Below are 22,379 nucleotides of genomic sequence, written 5' to 3'. Positions count from 1 at the left end.
GAACCGCACCCCACCGCGACAATGCTAGTGATCAGAACCAATGCCAAGGTCTTCATGCCGACGATGTTACACGGAATCGTCGCAGCGCCCTCTGGAAATCGGTCGCCTATCTCAGGGCGCCAAGCCGGACACGAATACCTCGATCGGGCCATCCAGAGCAAATAAATCCGGCCCGTTCGGATTCACCCGCGAGCCGACGATCGCGCTCCTCCCCTGGCAGTTCACCGCGAGTGCGTGCACGGTCTCCGATTGCGCTCCGCCCATCCTCTCCGCCCAGCGCACCTCTCCTGTTTGCCCGAGCTTCATGAGCCAGGCGTCGGTGCCGCCCGCACTCGTGAGCGGCCCGCTTCCTGGATCGATGGTGCCCGCGAATGCACCCGCGAGCACCAGATTGAGCAAGGCGCGCGCCGGGTCACGCGTAGGCGTACACCCGCCGCTCGTTCGAATCGACCCCGAGATAAACGGCACGTCCGCCTTCGTTCACCGTTCCTTCAGCGGCGCGTGTCGGCGCCGGTCGGCTGTCGGCGACGGCGTCTTCGGCGCGGAGCCGCTCGTATTCGGCGACCGTCAATCGCTGGCAGTCGCGCAGGGGCCCGTCGATCTGGAGGCGCGTCACGAGCTCGGCGGCCTCCGGGTTCGTCCTGCCGGCGAAAAACTCCGCGCAGCAGCCTGATCCATAACTGAAGAGACCGATACGACGGCCTGCGAGCTCCCTCGCTTGCGTGTTCAGCAGGGAGGCGAGCGCGAGGTAAAGCGAGCCCGTGTAGACATTGCCGATCCGGGATGGCAGATCGAGTGATGGCTCCACTTCCACCACGAACGACGCGTCGGCGACCTCCTCGGTCAGACCATCGATCATCCGGCGATGCCGGTGGGCCTTGCGGGCCATCTTGCCATAAGGCACGTGATAACAAGTCCGCACGAGCGGCTCGTCCGTGGCGCCGTCGAGGCGGCGCCATGCATCGTAAGCGCCTTCGAGGGCGTCGAGATAACATTGCACCGAGTAATGCCCATCGACGAGGGCCTCCTTGTGGTGGAGCGGGCGCCAGAAATCGTGCACGTCGCGCGCGAACGTGCCGGTCTGGCCCACGTCGAGCGAGAGCAGCCGCGGTTTTTCTCGGACGAGCAGCGCGACGGCGCCCGCTCCCTGTGTTGGCTCGCCTGCCGAACGGAGGGGATATCGTGCAATGTCGGTGCAGACGACGAGCGCCGCGCGGCCGCGCGCCGAGCCGGAGGCGATCCAATCGACGGCGGAGAGAAGTCCTGCCGTGCCGCCGAAGCAGGCGTGTTTGGCCTCGAAGATGCGGCACGTGCTCGGCAGATCGAGCAGGCCGTGGACGAACGCAGTCACCGGCTTCGAGTGGTCGACCGCCGTCTCGGTGCCGACGATGCAGAGGCCAATCTCCGCAGGGCTCGCGCCGGAACGCTCGAAGAGGCGCCGCGCCGCGTTCACGGCCAGGGTCACCGGGTCCTCGTCCGGCGCGGCGATCGCCATCCGGCGCATCCCGAGCCCACTCAAATACTTCGACGGCGGGACCCCACGCGCTTCGGCGAGCTCGGACAGCTCGACATAGCCGCGAGGCACACTCAAGGCAATCGCATCGATCCCGACGTCGGGCACGCTTTTGCAAGAATTCATGGTTCGGAGCCTAGTGGCGACGCGTGCATCGGCCGAGGAGACTCGAAGGAGGGTCGAGGGAGCGGCCGTGGGAAAACGGGGCAAAAGCCGCAAACGCGCGCTGGTTCTCCGTCCTCTAGAGCGAGCGCCTGCTGCCGGGGGCTCCCTCGGGCAGCAGAAGACGCATGCGGATGCGCCCGCCCCTTCACACCCGGAAGACCATCGACCATGACACGTACGCTCGTTGCCTCGCTGCTCGCCACCTTCGTCGCCGGATGCGGCTTCATCAAGGTGGGGGGCCTGCCCTCCGTCTCGTCCAGCTCACCTCCGTCCAGCGCGAGGGCGACAAGGTGATGGTCGCCGGCGAGCAGCGCAAGACCGAGCCATTCAACTACGATTGCCGCTCGACGGGCGTCATCGAATCGTACGACCTCAACAACAACCCCGTTCTGCTCATCCGAGCAAGGAGGGGCCCTCGACGAACGTAAAACCTTCCTGCGGCACCACGGCCCGTACCTTGTACCAGCGCAGCACCGCTTCCTCGGACCGATCCTCCATGGGCGCCGTCCACGCACGGTCGAGGCGCATTCTGTCGCGGAGCCGCAGCACGAGCCCGCGACCGTCACGCGCGGTCGCCACCCCCTCGAACCGCAACAGTCGGAAGGAGCGGTCCGCGCGCTCCACCAGCACATCCGAGACCCCGGCATCACACACGGACGCGAAGCGCAGCCGTTCGACCACGAAAATCGCCCCGAAGAGCAGCACGTAATCGCAGCGGTTGCGATCGGGGCGCCCTCTGCCTGGCACCATGCCTCGCGACATGTGGCCCTCTTCGCTCGACAGCTTCCATACCCCATCGAGCACGCGCGCCGCGACGACCCCCTCGACCCGCCGGAGCTCTCTCGAGGAGATGAACGGCAGCGCTGGATGGCGCGGGCCACGCGGTTCGTCCGGGCGATCACCGGGACGCTCCATCGGCGCGAGCGTCCGGTTCCAGCGCAGGCGCCTCACCAGTCGGACCCGCGTGGCGATTGCAGGGTTTTGAAGATCGCCCGGCCGCTCGCTCCCCGGCCGCAGCTCGGGCTCCATGGTGTCGCGCCATTCGAAGAGCGACAGCTCGTGCCGTCTCAGGCCGTTGACCTGCCTGAGCCGCCAGAGCAGGTCACGCGCCGAGAGTGCCGTCAGGTGAACCAGCCGGCCGTCCCCCGCGAACCCGAGGCCGATGGGCTCGATCACGCTCAGAGCCCGCTCGGCCCCGCGCCCGCTCCTCCCTCGGACGAAGGAGCCCTCGGCGGCAGCACGTCGTCGAATACTTTGCTGATGGAGTCGATGACCTTCGAGAGAACGGGATCGTCCTCGTGACCGCGCCCGTTGGCTTCGTCGATGGCCACCTGAATGGCCGTGCCGAGATCCGTGACCATCTCCTCGAGCTTCTGGATACGCCGGACCTCCAGCCCATAATCGATCTCGACCTGCTGGGATGCGCCGACCTTCTCGCGGTAATGCTCCTCGTAGGTACGCACCCGCGTGGTGGCGTCCTCCTCGTAGGGCTTGTAACGCACGCGCTGCTCGAAGGTCTCCTCCATTTTGCCCGCGAATGCAGGCCGACCGTCGACGGTCGTGTTGTGCACGACCTTCGGGTTTCGCCGCGGGAGCTTCTGGACCAGCGTGGCGAGCGTGGCGTGGGCCTCCTTGAGCGCCCGTAGCTGCGGCACCGTCAAATCGGCCTCGATCCCCCTCCACACGAAGCGCCCGGTGTTCTTGCCATTGGCGCGTTGCCGGGCGCCGTGCTGGCGCACGACCTCCACCACGATTCCGAGCACCTGACGGGCGACCTCCTCGGGCGGATAGTCGACGTAGGTCTCCCGGGTCTCGGTGAGCTTTTTGCCCTCCGCGTCGAAGGAGATCTTGCGGATCTCGTGGGCGCGGAGCCGCTCGATCCAGCTAGCCGCCTTGGCCAGCTCGCGTTTCTGGCGGGTAAATGTTGCCTGTACCATGTCGAGCCTCTCGTCGGATGGATCCACCAAAAAGGTGAGTGTTTGTGAAGGCTCCTGGCGCGCTTGGCGCCGCCGCGCCGTCACCGGCGTGGCTTCCCGGGGGCCTGAGGGACTTTCGTCCGGGAGTGCGGCACCACTCGACGCTCCACCCGCTGTGGCGCGCCGCCATTTCGAGCGGATCCTCGGGAGGCCTTATGGCTTTCGCCTGCCGCCGTCTCTGGATTCGCCCGGTGACGGCGCTCCCGCGGGAAACACGCCGCGGGCGTCGACCGGATCGATGTGCCGCGCCCTGGCTACTAGGCGCTCCCCGTGGCCCAGGGGGCGGCGGCTGACCCGCCGGTCGGGGCCACGGCAGAACTCACGGATCCTCCGCGTGTCACCACTCGGCGGACCGTAGGGCTTCACTCCCGCACGCGCGACCGTTCGTCCGGCCGGAGCCGGACCGGCTGTCGCTCGCCTGCCAGCAGAAGGAGGCTTTTCCATGGAGGTGCCCCGCCAGGCCAGCGTGATGAGAGAAGTGAACGTTTCGTTCGATGACGGGCCCGCATGGTGCAACCCTCGCGCGTTCATGTTTGTCTCCGGTGCGACAAGGGTCACTTGGACCGCCCCACCGGACAAGGCTTTCATCGCTCACCGGGCCAAGGCCCGCAATAGGGTAACAGAAGTACCCGACGGAGCTTTACGACCCTCACGACACAAGGGCTACCTTGCGGCTGCGGTTTGTCGCCGCAGCACCATGACAATGCGGGCACGCTCTACCTTCGTTCGTCCTTCGGTCTTTCGGGACCCGTCTGAGCCCCTACTTGCATGGCGGTGCGTACAGCGTTCGCGAGTCGCGCAGAACGCGTGCATTTTATTGCAGCGTGCCCTGTGCGCCCCTCTTGCTGTGTCCTCCGACCTTGACCTCCTTGAACCGCTCCGTCCTTCCTCGATGACCTCCTTATGCCCTTGGACGAGCGCCTTGTGCGTAACCTCGGTCCTTGCCGCTGCCAGCGCCGGCAGACCGGGGTCACTCCCGGGATCACGAACACTCGTGGCGAACGTATCCCAGATCGGCTCGCGGTTCAACCGGGCAGATCGATCCATGGGCGAGCGCTGCCCTCCTCGCCCCCGGCCGTGTGTCCCTTTGCAGGAGGACCGAGGCGTGGCTCGAGGAGCTTTCAGAATGCTCTCTCGACGTCGCGACCGATCATCGGCTGGCCCATCTCGCTGAGGATGCGCACATTCGTGTACCTCACGTACACGAGCCTGGGGGCCGCGCATTGCACCTGGCTGATCGGTTGATGGACCGTCACCATCCCGAGCACACGCCCTGTGGAATTGGACTCGAAGGCACGCCCCGTGTAGAGGTTGATGTGGACGGTCTCGCTGGCTCCGCTGCCACAGGCGTAGATGGCCATCACCTCCGCTTGTGCGGCGAATGGGGAGGAGCGAAGAGGAATGGCAATCGCGTCGAAGGTAATTTCGAGATCTCCGGTCTCGGTGACGACCACGCTGTTGATGTCGGCCCGGGTCTCCCCCGTGATCAGCAGCGCGGCTGCCGACGCGGCAGCGAAAAGAACATTCTGGATGGAACGCCTCATGGCACTGCTCCTCGCGCACGGCCCCGCCGCTGCGAAGGACCCTCACACCGCATGCAACCGTCGGATGCAATCGGCTGGCCATAGCGGGCGCACTTCCGAGCAAGGAAAGCGGATGAAATCGCACCACTCGCTGTGTCTGCCGTGCACAGGCGAGGCCCCCTCCCCTGCCCTCGTGCTCGACTCGACGAGGGCGCCCGGGCCCCTTGCGCTCGCCGAGCTCGCCACCCGGTGCCGCTGAGCTCAATCGATCCCGGGGGCTTCTTGTGCGCTTTTCAAGGAAAGCTATTCATGGAGCGAGAGCGGAAGGGCCTACTTGAGCGCCGAAATGCCGTAGGAGAAGCACTGGTGGATGTCCTCGGTCGCATAGTCGGTGGAGAAGCTGCCCTCGCCGCTGGCAAGTCGCTCGAACGCCTCCACGGCCTGGGCGAACTTTTTCGTTCGAACGCCGGCTGCACGAAGGTGCTCCACGACAGGGCGGAGTGCGCTGGCGGCGGCGTCGAGCTCGAGCTTCGCCGCGGCGCTCGGCCGATAGGGCCCCATCCCCGGCTTCTGACCACGAAGTTGCTGCTCGATCTCGGGCTCGACGCGGCGGAAGTGGGCGTACGCTGCGGCGACCGCGCTCATTTCGCTCGCCCATTTCGCCGCGACGTGCTCGCGAGCCAGGGTCTCGAAAGGCGGAATCTTCAATGTCTCGCCGGCGCGAAGCCCTTTCCGCTCATGGTGGTTGTGCGACACGAGAAAGTCTTGATACGTGCGGCTCCCATAGCAGCGCTGGGTGATGGACTCGAATGAATCCCCTTGCTCGACGCGGACGGTGCTTTTGCACGAAGCCGGCGCCGACCGAGGCGCCTCCTGGACGTCCGGAGCCTTCGTATCCGGCGGTGTCTCCGGCGGCGCTGCGGACGAGGTGGCGTTCGGCGCGGGAGCGATGGCGCTCGGCGCGGGAGCGATGGCGCTCGGCGCGGGAGCGATGGCACTCGGAGGGGCAACAGCCGCCCCGTCCGGCTGGCCACGCGTGCATCCCCCCACGACGAGGCAAATGAGCCAACAATGACCCAATTGCATCAGGCGTGCGATCCCTGGAGCCCTCTCCATACGAGATCCGTTGCGATACCAGGGCCCCATGAGCCGCGACCTCCTCCTCGACGCCTAGCAGGCGTCCCGGCGTGCCAGCAAGTTCCCCTCGACATTTGGGCGAAGGTTCTGCGTCCCAGGCGAGCGGTACGCCCGCGTTCGGCGGTTGACGCGGCCGCGCGGGATCGATAACCGCGACGCATGCTGATCCCGCGCTTCTCCGCCGTCCTGAACCGCGACCGGCTCGAACTTCGCGGCTGGCGGCTAACGCCGACCGGCGCGCGCCGCCTCGCCGACGAGCCCGCGCTGGCGACCGTCCGCGCGCTCGACCTGACGGGCAACGAGATCGGCGACGACGGCCTCGCAGCGCTGCTCGCCTCGCCGCACCTCGGGCGCGTGACGGAGCTGCGGCTCGCCGAGAACAAGCTGACGTCCGCGGGCCTGCGCGCGCTCGCGGAGGCGCCGGCGCTCGCGGAGCTCGGCGAGCTCGACCTCGCCGGCAACACCCTCGGCCCCGACGCGATCGCGGTCCTCGCCCCGCTGCTGCCGCGCCTCCAAATCCTCGACCTCGGCGACAACCGGATCGGCGACGCCGGGGCGCGCGCCCTGGCCGACGCCGGCTTTCGCGGCGAGGAGCTGGGGCTCGCGTTCACCGATATCGGCCCCGCCGGCCTGGCGGCGCTCGTCGACGGCGGCGCACTCGCGCGGACGTCCGGGCCGTCGCTGATCGGCGACCCACTCGGCGACGAAGGCGCCGCCATATTCGCGCGCCTCGCCGGCCAGACCGACGGCTTCAGCAGCGTCGACCTCGGCTGGACCGGGCTGACCGCCCACGGCCTCGAGCGGCTGCTGGCGAGCGGCGTGTTTTCACGGGGAATCTCCCACCTCGGCCTGCGCGGCAACCCGCTCGGCGAGGCCGGCCTGCGCGTGCTCGCGACCCACCCGGGCCTGCCGAAGGCGACCCTGCACCTCGACGACGTCCCGCCCGCGCTGCTCGCGGAGATCCGCGCGCGCACGCGGGCGATCGTCGCGCCCCCGGTGGCGGACGGCCGCGTGCTCGCCTGTCCCTATTGCTACGAGGCCCTCGATCTCGCGACGGCGAAGTGCCCGCATTGTCGGCTCGACGCCACCCGCGACGCGCCGACCGACGAGAACGCCGACCGCCTCCGCGACGCCCCACGCCGGCCCTGCCCGCATTGCGGCGGTGCGATGCACGCCCGCTACGCATCGCGCTGCCCGCATTGCGCACGCTGGGCCGTCAGCGCCGACAAGATCGCCCGTGACGGGGCGGCGAGCGCGAGGAGCTCCCCGCCGACGAGCTGATCGCTGGCGCAAAGAACAAGTCTCGTTTAAACACGAAAGCCTGTGTTTCGATCGCTGCCGATCCTCACGCTCCTCTTGGCTTTCGCGTCCTCCTGCGACGGGCGCCGCGCCGAGCCCAGCGCCGCGGCGCCCACCGCGAGCCCGAGTCCGAGCGCGCCGCCGGCTCTGCCCTCGGCCGTCGTCGCGCCGAAGGAGCCGAGTCCGCTCCGAGTCGCGTCGCCCATCGTCGATCTCACGGTGCCCGGTCATCCCGCGGCTGTCGTATCTCTGCCGAACGGCGCGACGTCGCGCCGGCCCGTCGTCATCGCCGCGCACGGCAATTACGGTCGGCCCGAATGGCAATGCAAGGCCGTGCGCGATTTGTTCGAGGACCACGCGTTCATCTTGTGCCCTCGCGGCATCCCGCGCGACGACTCTCCCGGTCCGGACGATATTCGCTTCACCTACGAGAGTAACGCTGTGCTCGAGCTGGAGATCGACGCCGGCCTTCGAGCGCTCGCGGCGGCCTATCCCGATTACGTGGATCCCGGCCCTCCACTTTATATGGGGTTTTCCCTCGGCGCGATTCAAGGCGTGGCGATCGCCAGCCGCCGCCCTGCGGATTTTCCGCGGCTCGTGCTCATCGAAGGCGGCCATGACGCGTGGAAGCCCGAGGTTGCGCAGGCTTTCGCCAAGGGCGGCGGCAATCGTGTGCTCTTCATTTGCTCTCAAAGCTTCTGCGAGAGGGACGCCCGCTGGGCGGCAGCGCGGCTGCGAGAGGCAAAGATTTCGACGCGTATCGTAAAAACCGCCGACGTGGGACATCGTTATAATGGCCCGGTGGCCGAGGCGACCCGCAAATCGATCCCTTGGTCGCTCGAGGGAGACGCGCGGTTCGGGGACCTGCTGCCGGCCCCCTGAAATGTCGCCTCACGCGGCCGGCGCTCCGGCTTCAGGCGATCTGGCGCCGCCGGCCTCGGGGAAGAGCTGCGGCGAGGTCGACCCCCGCGCCGTGGGCTCCTGCCGTGTGTCAGGGCAAACCCATCGAGCGCGAGGCGGACGATGAGCGGATCGACGTGCTCGTCGGCGGGGAGCTCCTGGCGCTCGATGCTCGCCGCAAGAGCACGCGAGGAGGTGCTTGACGCCGACCGCGCCGTGCCCGATCTCTCGCCGCGCGCGGGGCAAGGAGCATTCATGGCAAGGTACAAAGGCACTCGATGAGTCGGATGCTCCACGAAGCCAACATCCGCGCCGCGTTCGAGCGCGTTCGCGAGCGGATCGCCGCGGGCCGCGAGCCCGGCCGCGCGCTACGGGCGGTGACGCGATCCGACGCCGAGATCGACCTCGGTGCGTTCTCGGCGACAGCCGCAGAGCAAGTCGCGGCGCTCTTTCAGTTCGACGGCATCGTGCTGTGTGCCGCTGGCGCGGCCAGGGAGGCCATCCCTCACTTCGATGTCGCGCTGACGTGCACCGCATCCGCCGAGCGGCGCGCCGGCATCTTGTACCACCGCGGGCTCGCCCTCTTGCTCAGCACGCTCCGCGGTCCCCCCGCGATCCATCCCGGCGCTGAGGTCGACGTGCAGATGCCCCGCTCACCGGTCGTGCAGCTCTTCTCGAGCGCCGGCGATGTCGTCGCGGGCATCGGTGCCCTCGACGCGCTCCTCGATGCCGCGGTCTTGCCAGCCGAACCCCTGATCGGGAGGTCGGTCTCGAAGGATCGACTCCGCGCTTCGCGGGACTTCGATGAGAGCCATGCGCTGGCGCCGGCGAACAGGCTCGCGACGTTCCACGGCGCGCTCTGTCACCTGATGCTGGGCGCGCTCGCGACCGACCTCTCCGTGCGTACTCGCCTGGCGTCGTTGACCACAGCGACGACCCGAACCGACGACGCGACAATCCGCGAGCTTTCGCAGCAATGCGCGAAGGAGCTCGCAGACGCGAGCTGGTGGGTTCGTCACTTCGGACGCGTCGATCTCCCGACGGCCTCTGCGCGTGCGCTGAAGGAGCTCGATGTCCGACTGCACGAGCCACCTTCGCTCGAAGCTTCCCATCGCAGCATGATCGTCGTGATTCCGGCCCAAGGAACTTCATGAGCCGCCACCGTCCAAGCGATCCCCACGCGAGACACGTCCCCTCACCATAGCCAGGAGCATGACGTGGGCGTTCGCGCGCGGCGTCCAGAGCACCCTCGCCGCCCTGCGGATTTTCCGCGGCTCGTGCTCATCGAAGGCGGCCATGACGCGTGGAAGCCCGAGGTTGCGCAGGCTTTCGCCAAGGGCGGCGGCAATCGTGTGCTCTTCATTTGCTCTCAAAGCTTCTGCGAGAGGGACGCCCGCTGGGCGGCAGCGCGGCTGCGAGAGGCAAAGATTCCGACGCGTATCGTAAAAACCGCCGACGTGGGACATCGTTATCATGGCCCCGTGGCCGAGGCGACCCGCAAATCGATCCCTTGGTCGCTCGAGGGAGACGCGCGGTTCGGGGACCTGCTGCCGGCCCCCTGAAATGTCGCCTCACGCCGCTGCTTGGAAAATGTGGGAGATGGCCTTGGGAGCTCCCCGCGGCCTCGATCAGGCCTGCGCTCCGGCTCCAGGCGATCTGGCGCCGCCGGCCTCGGGGAAGAGCTGCGATCCGGAGTTGGCGCGGCGTTATGCCGAGGGGGAGCGTTCCCGACGCGGCACCCGAGGTCGTTCACGTCCTCATGTAGGTCGTGACGGTAGCGCCCGACGGGAACGTCCGGGTGCCTATCAGGGTGAAACCCACGGGGTCGAACTGCCCGGCGAATACCGGAATTCCGGCGCCGATGACGACTGGGTAGCGCTTGATCATCAGCTCGTCGATTTCACGCCGTAGGTGGCCGGCCAGCTGACCACCGCCGCACAGCCAAATGTCCATTCCCGGCTGCTGTTTAAGTTGGCGGATGAAGGCGACCGGGTCGCCGGAGACGATCTCCACGTGCGGATCCGTGGTTGTCAGGGTACGCGAGAAGACGTACTGTTGCAGATGCGCGTACGGACTGGTGATACCCTCCTTGAGAGCGAGCTCGTAGGTGCCGCGCCCCATCAGGGTCGTGTCGAAACGCAGGTTTTCCGCGTCGGTCAGACCGGCCGCCGCGCGGAGCCGCGTCGGTACGGTCTCCGGCTGTTCGGCGTTCATTGCCGCCATCAGATCCGGATCGATGGGGAAGAAGTCGGACTGCCCGTCCGGGCCAGCGATGAAGCCGTCGAGGGTGGTGGCGATGTAGTAGATCAGCTTTCGCATGCGGGTCCGTTGTTCGCTGGTATTGGGCGTCGACGCGCGCGGATCGTGTGCTTCGCGCTGGCGCAGGGATCGGCGTAGCAGGACGCCACCCACCGAGCAAGCATAGCGCACGGGCCAGTTGCGGGGCGGCTCCACGTGGCGCAGCTCGTGCGCGTCGTGCCCGAGCCGAGTGCGTGGATGTGCAGAGTAGCGGAGGTCTCTCGACCGCAGCTCTGGCACCGGGGCGCCGCATCGCCCCCGCCCCCGCAGCCATCTGAGCATTGGTCTCATCGCAAACCGCCGCGCCGGGGCGCTGCCCCGGGCCCCGCGGGGGCTGTTCGCCCCTCGACCCGAACCAGGGCCAGCCCTGGACCATTTGGGGAAGAACTGCGCGATGCGCAGTTCTTCCCACAGGTCGGTGGCAAGACCGCGAAGGAGCATTGCACTCTGGCGACGGGCGCGTGGCCCGTTGAACCGTCAGCGCCGCGGTCTTGGCAGGCAGGGTCGTCGCCGGTCTTAACTCGGCCTGTTCGATGAACTGCGCGTTGCGCAGTTCATCGACCCCGGGTCCAGCGCTAACGAGCCACGTGTGGCGCTTGCCGCTCCCGCGCGTCGGACAGGACGAACTCTTTCAGCACGCGCGCGGCTGGGGGTAGAACGGTCCCTCTCGGATGAATCAACGAAAAGGGCCGACTCGCCCCGCGGAAAGGCGTGAGGACCTCGACCAGGCTCCCGCGCGCCACGTCTTCTTCCACCAGGAAATCGTACATCTGCACGAGGCCAACGCCCGCACGCGAGAGCCCGATCACGCCGAGCGCGTCGTCCGAGCACGTGTACGGCGCATCCGGGACGAAGTTGCGCGGCGCAGGGTGGAAGGTCCACGGTAAGACCCGGCCCGAGCTCGGCATCAAGAATGCGACGCAGGCGTGTTCGGACAAGTCTTCGGGCGAGCGCGGCGCGCCGTGCCGCGAGAGGTACGACGGGCTCGCATAAACGCCGAGCGGAAAATCGCCGAGCTTGCGCGCGACGAGCGTCTTGTCCTGGATGGTGCCCATTCGAATGGCGAGGTCGTGGCCGTCGCGCACGAAGTCGACGTTGCGGTTCGTGACGTTGACCTCGACGCGGACGCCGGGATATCGGTCGCGAAAGACCCCGAGGATCGGCAGGAGGCGATGATGCCCGTACGTCGTGGGTGCGCTGATACGCACGCGCCCCTCGACGAGCGCGCGTCCGCTCGCGAGGTCCCGCTCGCCGGCCGCGAGCAGGGAGAGGGCTTGCACGCACAACGCATAATAACGGCGGCCGTGCTCGGTCGGGGCGAGGCTCCGCGTGGTGCGGCGAAAGAGAGTGACGCCGAGGGCGTGTTCGAGGCGGGCGACGCTGCGGCTCGTGGCTTGCGGGGTGACGGAGAGGGCGCGGGCCGCGGCGGTGAAGCTCCCGGCCTCGTACGTACGACAAAACGCCTCGATGCTGGGCAAGCTGCCGGCGAGCGCGGGGGCGATCATTTGAAACACGGTAGCACAAATGCTTTCACAAGCCGTCCTCTACCGGGCAGCCGCATCCGCCGCTAACCTCCAGGCCATGACGAACCGAACTTCCGGCTCCGACACGGCGGGTGGGCGTCGCGTCGTGCTGCTCACGCTGCTCGCCGCGGCGGGGCTCGTCGCTTGTGGCGGCGCCCCGTCGCCCCATCCTTCAGACGTCTCGACATCCAAGAGGGAGGAAAAATCCATGACCAAGCGTGTCCTCATTGCGACGACCAGCCACGACAAGAAAGGCGATACGGGCGAGAGCACCGGCGCTTACCTGCCCGAGGTCGCGCACCCGTATGCCGTCTTCAAAGAGGCGGGGTTCGCGATTGATTTCGCCTCGGTCAAGGGAGGCCAGGTGCCGCTCGACGGCGTGGACCGCAAGGATCCGGTGCAGGCGGCGTTCCTCGACGACGCGGAGATCGTCGCACGGCTCCACGCGAGCACGCCTGCGGAGAAGGTCGATCCCGCGGCATACGACGCGATTCTTTTTGCGGGTGGTCACGGTACGATGTGGGATTTCCCGGACAACGTCGCCTTCGCGAGTGTCGCGGCGAAGATCTACGAGCGAGGCGGCGTCGTGGCCGCGGTTTGTCACGGCCCGGCCGCGCTGGTGAACGTCCGGCTCTCGACGGGCGAATACCTCGTGGCAGGCAAGCAGATCAGCGCATTCACGAACGAGGAGGAGCGCGCGGTCAAGCTCGAGAAGGTGGTGCCGTTCCTGCTGGAGGACAAACTCGTGGAGCGCGGGGCGCGATTCGTGCCGGCGCCGAACTGGCAAAAGCAGGTGGTCGTGAGCGAGCGACTCGTCACGGGGCAGAACCCGGCGTCGGCGGCTGGCGTCGCAGAAGCGACGGTGCGCCTCTTGCGCTGACGGCCACCGCTCCCGGCGCGACCCCCATCCGTTTCCCCCTTGCCACCGATGCGTAGGCTGCTACCTTCGCGTGACCTGTTGACCAGCTTCTCAAATCTGGTCAACAGGTCAGCAAGGAGCGCCCGCCCGTGTCCCAACGCCCGCAACAGGCCCAAAGCCGCGCCGACCGGATCCTCGACGCCGCGGGCACGCTGCTCTTGCGCATGGGCTACCGGAAGGTGACCATCGAGGACATCTCCAAGCAGGCGGACATCGGCAAGGGCACGGTGTACCTGCACTGGCGCTCCAAGGAGCAGCTCTTCCAGGCGCTGCTCCGGCGTGAATCCATCCTTCTCGTCGAGGAGCTGCTGGACGGATTGCGCAAGGATCCTGCCGAAATCAGGCCCCACCGCTTCGCGCGGAGCAAGTTTCTGGCCGTCCATCAGAGGCCGCTCACGATGGCGCTGGCGATCGGAAACGTCGAATTGCTCGGCAAGCTGAGGGAGGGCCCGGTCGGGCAAAAGGAGCTGCTCGCGGCCGACCGGTCCCTCGAGATGATGACCCGCCACGGCCTGCTCCGCGCGGATATCCCGAACATCGTCTATGCGATGCGGGCCGCGTCGGCCGGGTTCTACCTGCTCGGCACCGTCGACCTCGGGCTTGAAAGCCTCGACCTCTCAGCCAGGGCCGACGCCCTGGCCCACACCATCCGGCATGCCTTCGAGCCTGCCGGCGAGCCACGGAAGGAGGCGATGGCGGCAGCCGCCGCCGAGCTCTGCGCAGTTTTCGAAGATCTCATCGCCTGCTATCGCAAATGGATCTACGCCGCCGAGCCCGGCTGATCCCGGACCCGGAAGCGCGCGGAAAGGGGAACCGCAATGACGAACCTGGCCGACACCTGGGGCATTCACAAAGCGCAGTTCTGGCTACGCGGACAAGTCCCGGACGAACCCGTCCGATTCGCTCCCGAGCTCGGGATGTGGAACGTCTACGGATATGCGGAGACGCTGCGGATCCTCGGCGATCCCGGCGTGTTCTCGTCCAACACCATGCGTCTGGTCCCGGAGATCAGGCGATCCGTCGAGGGGAACCTGGTGCAGATGGACCCACCGGAGCACAAGAAGCTCCGGAGTCTCGTCAGTCACGCCTTCACGCCGAAGGTCGTCGCGGATCTCGAGCCGCGAATCGCGCGTCTGACCCACGAGCTACTCGACGCGGTGGACGGGCAGGATCGGCTGGAGCTCGTAGCCGATCTCGCGTACCCGCTTCCGGTCATCGTCATCGCCGAGCTTTTGGGGGTGCCCAGCAGCGACCGTGACATGTTCAAGCAATGGGTCGACAAGATGCTGGAGAGCTCCACGCAGTTCTCCCTCGTCAATCGCTCCGAGGAGCAGGAGCGCCAGGTAAAGGTGGCGCTCGAGCAGAGCCAGCTCCTGCTCGACTACCTCGGGAAACACGCCGCCGAACGCAGGCAGAAGCCACGCGAGGACCTGCTCACCAAGCTCGTCGAGGCCGAAGTGGACGGCGACCGCCTCACCGAGACCGAGGTCGCCAATTTCGCGAACATCCTTTTGGTCGCGGGGCACATCACCACGACCATGTTGCTCGGCAACACGGTGCTGTGTCTGGACGCGCACCCGGAGGAAGGGGCGAAGGTGCGCGCGGACCGGTCGTTGGTGCCCGGTGCCATCGAGGAATCGCTGCGCTTCTTCAGCCCGTTCGCGGCCGTCGCCCGGTCCACGACGAGCGCGGTCGAGCTCGGCGGAAAGACGATCCCCGCGGACAAGCTCCTCATGGTGTGGATCGCGGCGGCCAACCGAGATCCAAGGCAGTTCACGAATCCGAACGTGTTCGACGCGTCCCGTGACCCGAACCCGCACGTGGCCTTCGGACGAGGCATCCATTTCTGCCTCGGCGCGCCCCTGGCTCGGCTGGAAGGGCGGGTCGCGCTCAACATCCTGTTCGATCGTTTCCCACGCCTGCGCATGGATCCCGAGGCGCCGCCGGCGTTCATCCCCAGCCCGAACATGACCGGCGTGCGCAAGCTGCCGCTCTTGGTCCGCTGAAATTCCCCGGCGATCTCCACGAACCGCCGTTCCGGCGCGGCGGTTTCGTGCGCCGAGCGCGCAGCGAGGCCCGTATGGCTGGAAGCTCTGCGCATGAAACGAGATCGAGACGTCGAGTGGCAGCCGCGTATCCTCTTGGTCGAGGATGACGAGCGGCTCGCCGGGCTGATCCAGACATTCCTCGTGGGTCAGGGCTTTCGTGTCGGGAGCGTCGCCGACGGCCTTGAGGCGATATCGAGCATCCTCGGCGATCCGCCCGATTGCGTGATTCTCGACATGTTGCTCCCCGGCACGGGCGGGCTCGAGGTTTGTCGTGCGGTGCGCGCCGGTTATCCCGGGTTCATCCTCGTGCTCACCGCGCAGGACGAGGACATTCACGAGGTCGTCGCGCTCGATACCGGGGCCGACGACTACCTCGCGAAGCCCGTGCGTCCGCAGGTGCTGCTCGCGCGGCTGCGCGCCCTCCTGCGCCGCGGAGCGCGAGCCCCCTCGGCGCCCTCGGACGAGCCTCGCGCGCGGATCACCTCGGGTGACCTCGAGATCGATGCCGAGCGCCGGGCCGTCACGCGGAGCGGCGCGCCCATCTTGCTCACCGACGCGGAGTTCGAGCTCCTCTGGCTGCTCGCCTCGCGCGCCCCGGCGGTGCTGTCGCGTGACGAGCTCGTCGCCGAGCTCCGGGGCATCACGTTCGATGGGCTCGACCGATCCATCGACATGCGCATCTGCAAGCTCCGCAAAAAGCTCGGCGACGACGAGCCGCCGCATCGGCTCATCCGCACCGTGCGTGGCCGCGGCTACCTCTTCGCGAGGGAGCGATGAACAACCTTTTTCTGCGGTTTTACGCCGGTATCGTCGTGGCCCTCGCGCTGGCCGCGGTGCTCGTCGCAGGCTCGGCCGCGAGGCGCACCCACCCGAGCACCGCCTCGCCTGCGGAGCTCGAGGCCCAGGCGGCGCGGATCGCCGAGCATTACGTCGAGCTCACGGACGGCAACCACTGGCTCATGCAGGAGGCGCTCCGCGCCCACCCGGTCGAGCAGTGGGATTCCGTCGTCGCGCGCTGGCAGCCCCATTTCCACTACCCCATCAAGCTCAGGCCCGCGCCGGAGGTGCTCGACTCCGAGATGCCCGCTTTCACGCGCCGCCGCCTCGAGGCCGGCGAGCCAGCGGCCTGGGTCCGGGCCCGAGGACCCGCGAGCGAGCATCTCCTGCTTTATCTGCCCCTTGAAGGGTCGGGTCGCGTCCTCGTGCAGGATCTCGATCTCGGCCCCCCCGTCGAGGTGCTGATCGAGCTCTTCGGGCGCGACCTCGTGGTGCTGCTTTTGCTGCTCGGCGTGGCCATTCTCGCGCTCACGCGCCCGATCGCGCGGCACGTGACACGGCTCGCGGACGCGGCGAGCACCTTCGGCGAAGGTCGGCTCGACGCGCGCGTAAATACTTCCGCGCCCGAGCCGGTCGCGCACCTCGCGCGCTGCTTCAATGCCATGGCCGAGCGGCTCCAGCGTTCAGCCGACGAGCAACAGGCGACGCTGCAGGCGATTTCGCACGAGCTGCGCACGCCCATCGCGCGTTTGCATTTCGCCCTCGAAGCGAGCACGGCCGCCATCGAGGCGCCGGACGCGCGCGCCCACCTCGACGCGATGGTGAAGGACGTGGGTGAGATGGAGGCGCTCGTCGAAGAGCTACTCGCCTACGCGCGCCTCCAGCCCGGGGCGCCGCCTCTCGAGGCGGTCACGCTCGACCTCGTCGACCTGGTGGAAGGCGTCGTGCAGGAGCTCGCGCCGCTCTCCCCGGACCTTTCCATCGAAATCGACGCGCCCGCGCCCGCCGTGGGTATCGGAGATCCCCGGCACCTCCGGCGGGCGGTGAGCAACCTCGTGCGGAATGCCCAGCGCCACGCGCGCGCCCGGATTGTCGTTCGAATTTCAGCCGGAGCGCGATCGGTGGTCATGGTGGACGACGACGGCCCGGGCATTCCCCCCGAGCAGCGCGCGCGTATCTTCTTGCCGTTCGAGCGGCTCGACGCGAGCCGCAGTCGATCGACGGGCGGGCACGGCCTCGGGCTCGCGATCGTGCACCGCGTGATGCAAGCCCACGCCGGATGCGCGAGCGCCGAGAGCAGCGATCTCGGCGGCGCGCGGCTGATCCTCTCGTGGCCGGGGCCCGCCGAGACGCCCGTCGAACGTTGAATTCGCCGTCAGCGCGGGAACGGGGCTCCCTGGCGGGCCCGCTGGAATGCGCGCCGGACCTCGTCGAATGCGCGGTCCGCGCGCGCCCCGGTCTCCGGCGCTTGCGCCTTGCCGCCGTCCTCCCACAGATCCGCCGCGCCGAGCAGGGCCCCGGCCATCGCCGGATCGCCGTGGAAGTCGAGAGGCATGAGCTCCGCGATGCAGGCCGCATCCACGGGCGCCTCTGGATCCGCCACGAAGCTTGCGAACATCGAGAGCGCGCACGGCGTATGCGGCGGATCCATCGTCGGCGTCCGCATGACGAGCGCGTGGGGTGCGTCGGGGAACGCGACGAAGGTTTGATGGGGCTGGGTGTAGTTCGGCGCGATCTCGTCCGCGAATTCGATGGGCGTCTGCGGATCGAGCGTACCGTTCATCATGAGCATCGGGACGGTGGTCGGCGCGTATTTGCCGACGTACGCGTCGCGGGCATAACGCGGCCACGCGTCGAAGAGGGCGTATTCGGTGGCGACGTCGCCCGTCCAGAAGAACGCCTGATCCTGGATCGACTGGGCTTCGGCGAGCGGGAGCGGATCGAGCTCCATCATCTCCGAAATGGCGACGTTGAACGAGAGCACCTGCGAGTACAGGTACGCGTCCGGGTTTGCCGCGGACGAGGCAGGCGGCGCCGTCAAGAAGCCGATGAGGTGCTCGAACGCAGCGACGTCCGACGGCGCGCACCGATTGCCTCGGTAGACGAGCGCGGGGACGAGCGCGCGCGTTTCCAGCGTCGCGACGAGGGCCGCGAAGAGTTGCTTCGCGAGGCCCCGCGTGACGCCGAGGTTCGTGATTCCCTCGCACTTCTTTTCGTCGATGCCGTCGAGGAACGCGCCCATGGCGGCGAGCGGATCCGCCCCGAGTTTGTCGCCGCAGAACGCGTCTGCGCCGCACGCCCCCATGAACTTCCGGCCGACGTGATCGACCCAGCGATCGAATGTCGTGAGCGAGCAGAGACCCGCCTGGCAAAGGCCGTCGAGCGTCACGGAGGTCGGTTGGTCCGGGAAGAGCTGGAGGTACCGCTGCGCCCAGTACGTGCCGTACGAGACGCCGTAGACGTGCGCCTCCTGTCCGGGAGCGCGGGTCCGCTCGATGAGGGCGCCGACGTCGCGCGCGGCGTTCGTCGTGTTGAAATGGCCGAGGTCCGGCCCGAGGGTCGCGTCGAGGTGCGCGAGGCACGCGGCCCACTCGTTCGGATCAATGCCGTCCATGCCGGGCACTTCCTGGTCGGGGCATCCGAGCCGAGACGAGCGCCCCACGCCCCGATGATCGACGAGATAGATGTCGCTCGACGGCGAGAGCGCCTGGAGCGGCACCGCGAGCGCCTCCTCGAGCCCGGCGCCGGAGCCACCCGGCCCGCCCGTCAAAAGCCAGACCTGCCGGCGTTCGGTCCCGGTCCCGGGAATGCGCTTCACGAAGACTTGTATTTGCGTGCCCTCGGGGTGATCCCAGTCGAGCGGGACGTCGACCGTGGCGCACTCGGCCTCCTTCCCTGCCCCATCGGTGAGGATGGGGCACGGGCTCCAGGCAATGGCCGTCGGCGTGCCGCTCCCGCCGCCTCCCGCAGCACCTCCCGTGTCGCTCGCCGCTCCGTCGTCGCTCCCGCAGCCGGCAAGGATAGCGATTGCAGCGCCGGCGATTCCCAAGGTCGTCCAAGACATGCGTTTCATTATGGCTCCACTCCTCGATGGCCCCCCGGGGACCACCGTGCCGCGTCAGCCTCAGCATGTCCGTCGCGACTTTGTCGTAACCTTGTAAGCGTTCGTAACGCTGCGGTGATGCTTCTTACCAGCGGATCGCCGAGGCTCTTACGGAGCCACCTAGCCCTGCTCCCAGCGGCGGCTGAGGGAGGGAGCCATCACCCCTCTTCGCCCGTCGACGCCGCGCGGACCCTGGTCACGAAATCGGCCACGCCAAACCAATTTCGATTGTCGACGACCTTCGAGCTACATTCGTACCGGAACGTCCGCCACGCGCCCGACGTGATGTCCTCCCGGAGCTCCGGACCTGCAAGACCGCCCCGTCGCCCCATCCGCGTGAACGTCAGCATCCCTGCCTGGAATTGCCGGACGATCTCCTCCCCCGAAAGCTTCGTCTCGGCATTCGCGCCGAACGCCACGTCGCGCCTGGCCAGAAGCGCGTCGTACCGCGCGAGCCCCACGCGGAGCATTTCGACGAAATAGGGCGGCCCCACGTCGGCGTAAGCAGAGAGCACGTCCTCCCACGTGATGGTACGGACCGACAGGTCCCCCACCCTCCGCGCGAGCCCCGCGGGGAGCAGCGCCACGTGGGCGACGTTCTCCTGCGCGACCCCGAGTTTGTCCCGGAGATACGCCACGATCCCCGCCTGTGCTCGGAGCTGTTCTTCGAGCTCCGCAGCCGTTGGTTTGTCGTACATCTTCGCCTCGATGGCGAGCAGCACGCGGCGAGGTCCGTCCACGTAGACCAGGACGTCGGGGGTATCGCGGCTCGTTGGTGCCTCGGGGAATCGGCGTTCGGCCTCTTCGCCGAACAGCGACTCCGCAAAGCCATACTCCGTGAAAAACTGCACGTTCGCCCCGCCGGGGCTCGCGTCGACCTCCACGGGGCCCAGCCCCGCGAGCGTGGTGAGCCGCCCGAAGTGCGCGAAATCGTGCGCGCAGACGAGCATGGGCAAGACGGTGCCCGTGAAATACCGCTCCTTGCGATTGAACGGTAGCCCCGTGTCCGCGAGCCGTTCGAGACTCAAGGTTCTCCCTTCCCCTGCCCTTCGGCGCGGTGCTCGCTGATGACCTCGATCGTCCCGACGATGGCGTCGTTGAAGGCCTCGAGCTCCTCGGCGGGAATCCAGTATTCGGCGTGGATCTTCGATCCGACCACCTGGACGTCATACTTCGCGAGGAAATCCGACCGGACCTCGAACCGGGTCACGTATCCGACCGCGCCCTGCGCCGTATTCCATCGGCTCGCGATCTGCGCGGCATACGTCTCGTTGCAGACGGGGTAGAAGATGGGCTGATCCGGCAGGCGCGGCGGGAAGCGGCGATAGCCGGTGGCCGCAATCAGGTCGAGCTCGGCCTGGCCGACGGGGCGGTAGAGGGTCGTGGAGGCGGCAGTCACGGAGCCACGATACACCTCTCGTTCGAGGTGGCAACCTTGGGGCGTCGCTGCCGGACTTTCTTTCCCGGAGCACGAGCGCTGCGTACCGCGGGGCGGACGTGGAGAGGATACGCGCGGGTGAAGCCTGGAGGCGCGCCGACCGAGACCTCGAGGCGCCACGCGATGCCGCGTTTATGGGACGTGCACGGGGCTTCGCCGGGCAGCTCGATCGAGGCGTCGTACCGGACGGTTTCCCCTGCCCCCACGGACCGTCCGTGATCGAGAACGTATTCGGCGGAGAAGAGCGGTTCTTTCCTTCGGCCAGCTTCTTCCGCGACGAACCGCACGAGGAGCGGGTCGAGGGCGAGCGTGTTTCTTGGATTCAGCACGACCCGAAGGGAAAAGGCATGATCGAGCGTCACCGAAAGCCCCTCGTCGTCGTGGTTGTCGATGCGGACGACCGATGGCACCACGACGCGTGGATTCGCCCAGGACCAGAATGCGTAGACGAGCAGGGCAATGCTGCCGGCGCCGAAGACAATGCTCGCCAGGTCCCCATACCCCTCGAAGATGCGCGAAGCGAGAGGTATGCCCCAGCGCAGCAGAATCACAGCCGTGATGACCATGCCCGCGACACGGCTGCGCTCGCGAGATTGCAGGCGAGCAAGGGAACGTCGATCCTCGGGTGCAGGTTCGACGAACGTGCCCACGGGCTCGGGTCGGGGAGAGCCCTCCGGCGGTATGCGATATGCGGTCGTGGTTGCGTGATCAGCCGGAGCTCCCGTCACACCCATGGCGAGCCGTATCTCACGAATCGCGGCCGTTTGCAAGGTGACATCGTGGGGTCGAAAACATCGGTGAGGAAGGTTTATCCCCCCGGTTTCTGCCGGCGGCTTTCGAGCAGGTTGGTGGAGAGCTCGAATTGGCTCTGGAGCAGGCGTACGAGGCTGTCGACCTCCTCGCCGGTGAGGCGCATGCGCAGCATGAGGGTGACGCGGACGCGACCGAAGAGCGTGGCGCGCGCCTTGGCGAGGCTGCGGCTGATGGTGGACGGGACGACGTGGTAGAGGGCGCCGAGCTCTTCCAGGCTGTTTCCATCGATATGGTACTGGAGGAGCAAGCTGCGCTCGCGATCCGGCAGGGCATTCAAGGCGTCGCGGAAAGCGGCCTTGAATTCGGCGCGCGAGGTGTCCTTGAGGTGCGCGAGCTCGGGGTGATCGCCGCCGAGCTCGATGGCGTCGAGGAGGGCTTCCTCGGTGGGGGTCTCTTTCTCGGCGCGGAGGGCGTCGATGCCGGAACGGACGGCGACGGCGTGCACCCATCGGCGAAGGTCACCTCGGCCGGCGTAATCGGCGATCTTCGGAGGGCGGCCGGGCTCGGCGACCAGGAGTTTTTGGCGCAAGATCTGTTTGATGTCGTCGGGCGAGACGCCTCCCCTGGTGATGCGCTGGAGCGCGCGATCGAGGGTGGCAATGTAGCGGGCGTCGAATGCGGCGAGGGCGGCGCGGTGGCCCTCGGCGCAGGCGCACGCGAGGTAGAGATCGGAGATGTGGAGGGAGGCGAGCGCGTCGGCGGGAGCGGGCGCGGTTTGCAGGCGGGCGGCGATCTGCGGGACGAAGACGGCGTCGGGGAGATCGACCGCGGGCCACGCGTCCTTCGCGGCGCGGAGGCGCTCTTCGAGGAGGGGCCCGATCGCCGCGGGGGAGCCGAGTTTTTCGCGGGCGGGCGGCGCGAGGTGATGCCAGAGGAGATCGGCGGGACGGCGCGCGTCGTTCACGGAGCCACTCTGCCTCAAGACGGGCGGTCGTGGGTAGCACGGC

23 protein-coding genes are annotated in these 22,379 nt (G+C 67.8%); 10 read left to right on the top strand and 13 right to left on the bottom strand.

Annotation, left to right across the window (positions count from 1 at the left end; translation table 11 throughout):
* Positions 1-111 precede the first annotated feature (111 nt).
* Complete coding sequence (locus tag KEG57_RS38495; RefSeq protein ID WP_272424421.1) at positions 112-399, bottom strand: hypothetical protein; 288 nt, start codon at positions 397-399, stop codon at positions 112-114.
* Between the two features lie 13 nt (positions 400-412).
* Positions 413-1,639, bottom strand: coding sequence for a hydroxymethylglutaryl-CoA synthase family protein (locus KEG57_RS38490; protein WP_272424422.1), 1,227 nt, complete (start codon positions 1,637-1,639; stop codon positions 413-415).
* Between the two features lie 254 nt (positions 1,640-1,893).
* On the opposite strand from KEG57_RS38490, the gene KEG57_RS38485 reads away from it, so the two are divergent.
* Positions 1,894-2,106, top strand: a complete 213-nt coding sequence (locus tag KEG57_RS38485) for a hypothetical protein (protein ID WP_272424424.1) — start codon at positions 1,894-1,896, stop codon at positions 2,104-2,106.
* Here the strand turns inward: KEG57_RS38485 and KEG57_RS38480 are convergent.
* From KEG57_RS38480 to KEG57_RS38465, 4 genes are all read right to left on the bottom strand, one after another.
* The gene (locus tag KEG57_RS38480; protein ID WP_272424426.1) at positions 2,072-2,854 is read right to left on the bottom strand and encodes a hypothetical protein; all 783 of its coding nucleotides are present in this window, start codon (positions 2,852-2,854) and stop codon (positions 2,072-2,074) included. The two genes, KEG57_RS38485 and KEG57_RS38480, sit on opposite strands and share 35 nt — an antisense overlap.
* Positions 2,855-2,856: 2 nt before the next feature.
* The gene (locus KEG57_RS38475) at positions 2,857-3,615 is read right to left on the bottom strand and encodes a DUF7873 family protein (RefSeq protein ID WP_272424427.1); all 759 of its coding nucleotides are present in this window, start codon (positions 3,613-3,615) and stop codon (positions 2,857-2,859) included.
* A gap of 1,160 nt (positions 3,616-4,775) precedes the next feature.
* Positions 4,776-5,198: a hypothetical protein gene (locus KEG57_RS38470; protein ID WP_272459422.1), complete on the bottom strand. Its 423-nt coding sequence runs from the start codon at positions 5,196-5,198 to the stop codon at positions 4,776-4,778.
* Positions 5,199-5,507: 309 nt separating this feature from the next.
* A complete protein-coding gene (locus KEG57_RS38465) occupies positions 5,508-5,933 on the bottom strand; it encodes a hypothetical protein (RefSeq protein ID WP_272424431.1) in 426 nt (141 codons plus the stop codon).
* Positions 5,934-6,473: 540 nt separating this feature from the next.
* Between KEG57_RS38465 and KEG57_RS38460 the strand changes: the two genes are divergently transcribed.
* From KEG57_RS38460 to KEG57_RS38445, 4 genes are all read left to right on the top strand, one after another.
* Positions 6,474-7,595: a hypothetical protein gene (locus KEG57_RS38460; protein ID WP_272459421.1), complete on the top strand. Its 1,122-nt coding sequence runs from the start codon at positions 6,474-6,476 to the stop codon at positions 7,593-7,595.
* A gap of 42 nt (positions 7,596-7,637) precedes the next feature.
* Positions 7,638-8,495, top strand: a complete 858-nt coding sequence (locus tag KEG57_RS38455) for an alpha/beta hydrolase (RefSeq protein WP_272424436.1) — start codon at positions 7,638-7,640, stop codon at positions 8,493-8,495.
* A gap of 296 nt (positions 8,496-8,791) precedes the next feature.
* Positions 8,792-9,667, top strand: coding sequence for a hypothetical protein (locus KEG57_RS38450; RefSeq protein WP_272424437.1), 876 nt, complete (start codon positions 8,792-8,794; stop codon positions 9,665-9,667).
* Between the two features lie 123 nt (positions 9,668-9,790).
* Positions 9,791-10,075 (top strand): hypothetical protein, encoded by a 285-nt coding sequence (locus KEG57_RS38445; RefSeq protein WP_272459420.1) that lies wholly within the window; start codon positions 9,791-9,793, stop codon positions 10,073-10,075.
* Between the two features lie 187 nt (positions 10,076-10,262).
* On the opposite strand, the gene KEG57_RS38440 is transcribed toward KEG57_RS38445, so the two are convergent.
* Entirely contained in the window at positions 10,263-10,925 is a 663-nt protein-coding gene (locus KEG57_RS38440) for a dihydrofolate reductase family protein (RefSeq protein ID WP_272459419.1), read from the bottom strand.
* 461 nt (positions 10,926-11,386) lie between these two features.
* Positions 11,387-12,316, bottom strand: a complete 930-nt coding sequence (locus tag KEG57_RS38435; RefSeq protein ID WP_272424441.1) for a LysR family transcriptional regulator — start codon at positions 12,314-12,316, stop codon at positions 11,387-11,389.
* 76 nt (positions 12,317-12,392) lie between these two features.
* On the opposite strand from KEG57_RS38435, the gene KEG57_RS38430 reads away from it, so the two are divergent.
* The 5 genes from KEG57_RS38430 (at position 12,393) to KEG57_RS38410 (ending at position 17,445) form a co-directional block, all read left to right on the top strand.
* Positions 12,393-13,214, top strand: coding sequence for a type 1 glutamine amidotransferase domain-containing protein (locus KEG57_RS38430; protein ID WP_272424442.1), 822 nt, complete (start codon positions 12,393-12,395; stop codon positions 13,212-13,214).
* A gap of 128 nt (positions 13,215-13,342) precedes the next feature.
* Positions 13,343-14,035, top strand: coding sequence for a TetR/AcrR family transcriptional regulator (locus KEG57_RS38425; RefSeq protein WP_272424444.1), 693 nt, complete (start codon positions 13,343-13,345; stop codon positions 14,033-14,035).
* 36 nt (positions 14,036-14,071) lie between these two features.
* Positions 14,072-15,259, top strand: a complete 1,188-nt coding sequence (locus KEG57_RS38420) for a cytochrome P450 (protein WP_272424446.1) — start codon at positions 14,072-14,074, stop codon at positions 15,257-15,259.
* Between the two features lie 93 nt (positions 15,260-15,352).
* The gene (locus tag KEG57_RS38415; RefSeq protein WP_272424447.1) at positions 15,353-16,078 is read left to right on the top strand and encodes a response regulator; all 726 of its coding nucleotides are present in this window, start codon (positions 15,353-15,355) and stop codon (positions 16,076-16,078) included.
* The gene (locus KEG57_RS38410; protein ID WP_272424448.1) at positions 16,075-17,445 is read left to right on the top strand and encodes an ATP-binding protein; all 1,371 of its coding nucleotides are present in this window, start codon (positions 16,075-16,077) and stop codon (positions 17,443-17,445) included. The genes KEG57_RS38415 and KEG57_RS38410 overlap by 4 nt, the downstream gene beginning before the upstream one ends.
* Positions 17,446-17,453: 8 nt before the next feature.
* On the opposite strand, the gene KEG57_RS38405 is transcribed toward KEG57_RS38410, so the two are convergent.
* From KEG57_RS38405 to KEG57_RS38385, 5 genes are all read right to left on the bottom strand, one after another.
* On the bottom strand, positions 17,454-19,151 hold the full coding sequence (locus tag KEG57_RS38405; RefSeq protein WP_272424450.1) for an alpha/beta fold hydrolase: 1,698 nt from the start codon (positions 19,149-19,151) through the stop codon (positions 17,454-17,456).
* A gap of 188 nt (positions 19,152-19,339) precedes the next feature.
* Entirely contained in the window at positions 19,340-20,209 is an 870-nt protein-coding gene (locus tag KEG57_RS38400) for a hypothetical protein (RefSeq protein ID WP_272424451.1), read from the bottom strand.
* Positions 20,206-20,580, bottom strand: a complete 375-nt coding sequence (locus KEG57_RS38395) for an ADP-ribosylation/crystallin J1 (RefSeq protein WP_272424453.1) — start codon at positions 20,578-20,580, stop codon at positions 20,206-20,208. Before KEG57_RS38395 ends, KEG57_RS38400 begins: the two co-directional genes overlap by 4 nt.
* Complete coding sequence (locus tag KEG57_RS38390; protein ID WP_272424454.1) at positions 20,577-21,185, bottom strand: hypothetical protein; 609 nt, start codon at positions 21,183-21,185, stop codon at positions 20,577-20,579. Before KEG57_RS38390 ends, KEG57_RS38395 begins: the two co-directional genes overlap by 4 nt.
* A gap of 242 nt (positions 21,186-21,427) precedes the next feature.
* A complete protein-coding gene (locus tag KEG57_RS38385; protein WP_272424456.1) occupies positions 21,428-22,336 on the bottom strand; it encodes a sigma-70 family RNA polymerase sigma factor in 909 nt (302 codons plus the stop codon).
* Positions 22,337-22,379 lie beyond the last annotated feature (43 nt).

The sequence above is a fragment of the Polyangium jinanense genome (genome assembly GCF_028435365.1).
Note: the sequence above shows the minus strand (reverse complement) of the source record. Positions and strands in the feature narration are given on the sequence as shown.

What these genes read in the sequence shown, in the direction of transcription:
- KEG57_RS38430 (WP_272424442.1), top strand. Translation starts at nt 12,393, where the DNA reads ATGACGAACCGAACTTCCGGCTCCGACACGGCGGGTGGGCGTCGCGTC.
- KEG57_RS38415 (WP_272424447.1), top strand. Translation starts at nt 15,353, where the DNA reads ATGAAACGAGATCGAGACGTCGAGTGGCAGCCGCGTATCCTCTTGGTC.
- KEG57_RS38490 (WP_272424422.1), bottom strand. Translation starts at nt 1,639, where the DNA reads ATGAATTCTTGCAAAAGCGTGCCCGACGTCGGGATCGATGCGATTGCC.
- KEG57_RS38460 (WP_272459421.1), top strand. Translation starts at nt 6,474, where the DNA reads ATGCTGATCCCGCGCTTCTCCGCCGTCCTGAACCGCGACCGGCTCGAA.
- KEG57_RS38470 (WP_272459422.1), bottom strand. Translation starts at nt 5,198, where the DNA reads ATGAGGCGTTCCATCCAGAATGTTCTTTTCGCTGCCGCGTCGGCAGCC.
- KEG57_RS38405 (WP_272424450.1), bottom strand. Translation starts at nt 19,151, where the DNA reads ATGAAACGCATGTCTTGGACGACCTTGGGAATCGCCGGCGCTGCAATC.
- KEG57_RS38485 (WP_272424424.1), top strand. Translation starts at nt 1,894, where the DNA reads ATGCGGCTTCATCAAGGTGGGGGGCCTGCCCTCCGTCTCGTCCAGCTC.
- KEG57_RS38475 (WP_272424427.1), bottom strand. Translation starts at nt 3,615, where the DNA reads ATGGTACAGGCAACATTTACCCGCCAGAAACGCGAGCTGGCCAAGGCG.
- KEG57_RS38390 (WP_272424454.1), bottom strand. Translation starts at nt 21,185, where the DNA reads ATGGTCATCACGGCTGTGATTCTGCTGCGCTGGGGCATACCTCTCGCT.
- KEG57_RS38435 (WP_272424441.1), bottom strand. Translation starts at nt 12,316, where the DNA reads ATGATCGCCCCCGCGCTCGCCGGCAGCTTGCCCAGCATCGAGGCGTTT.
- KEG57_RS38420 (WP_272424446.1), top strand. Translation starts at nt 14,072, where the DNA reads ATGACGAACCTGGCCGACACCTGGGGCATTCACAAAGCGCAGTTCTGG.
- KEG57_RS38450 (WP_272424437.1), top strand. Translation starts at nt 8,792, where the DNA reads ATGAGTCGGATGCTCCACGAAGCCAACATCCGCGCCGCGTTCGAGCGC.
- KEG57_RS38410 (WP_272424448.1), top strand. Translation starts at nt 16,075, where the DNA reads ATGAACAACCTTTTTCTGCGGTTTTACGCCGGTATCGTCGTGGCCCTC.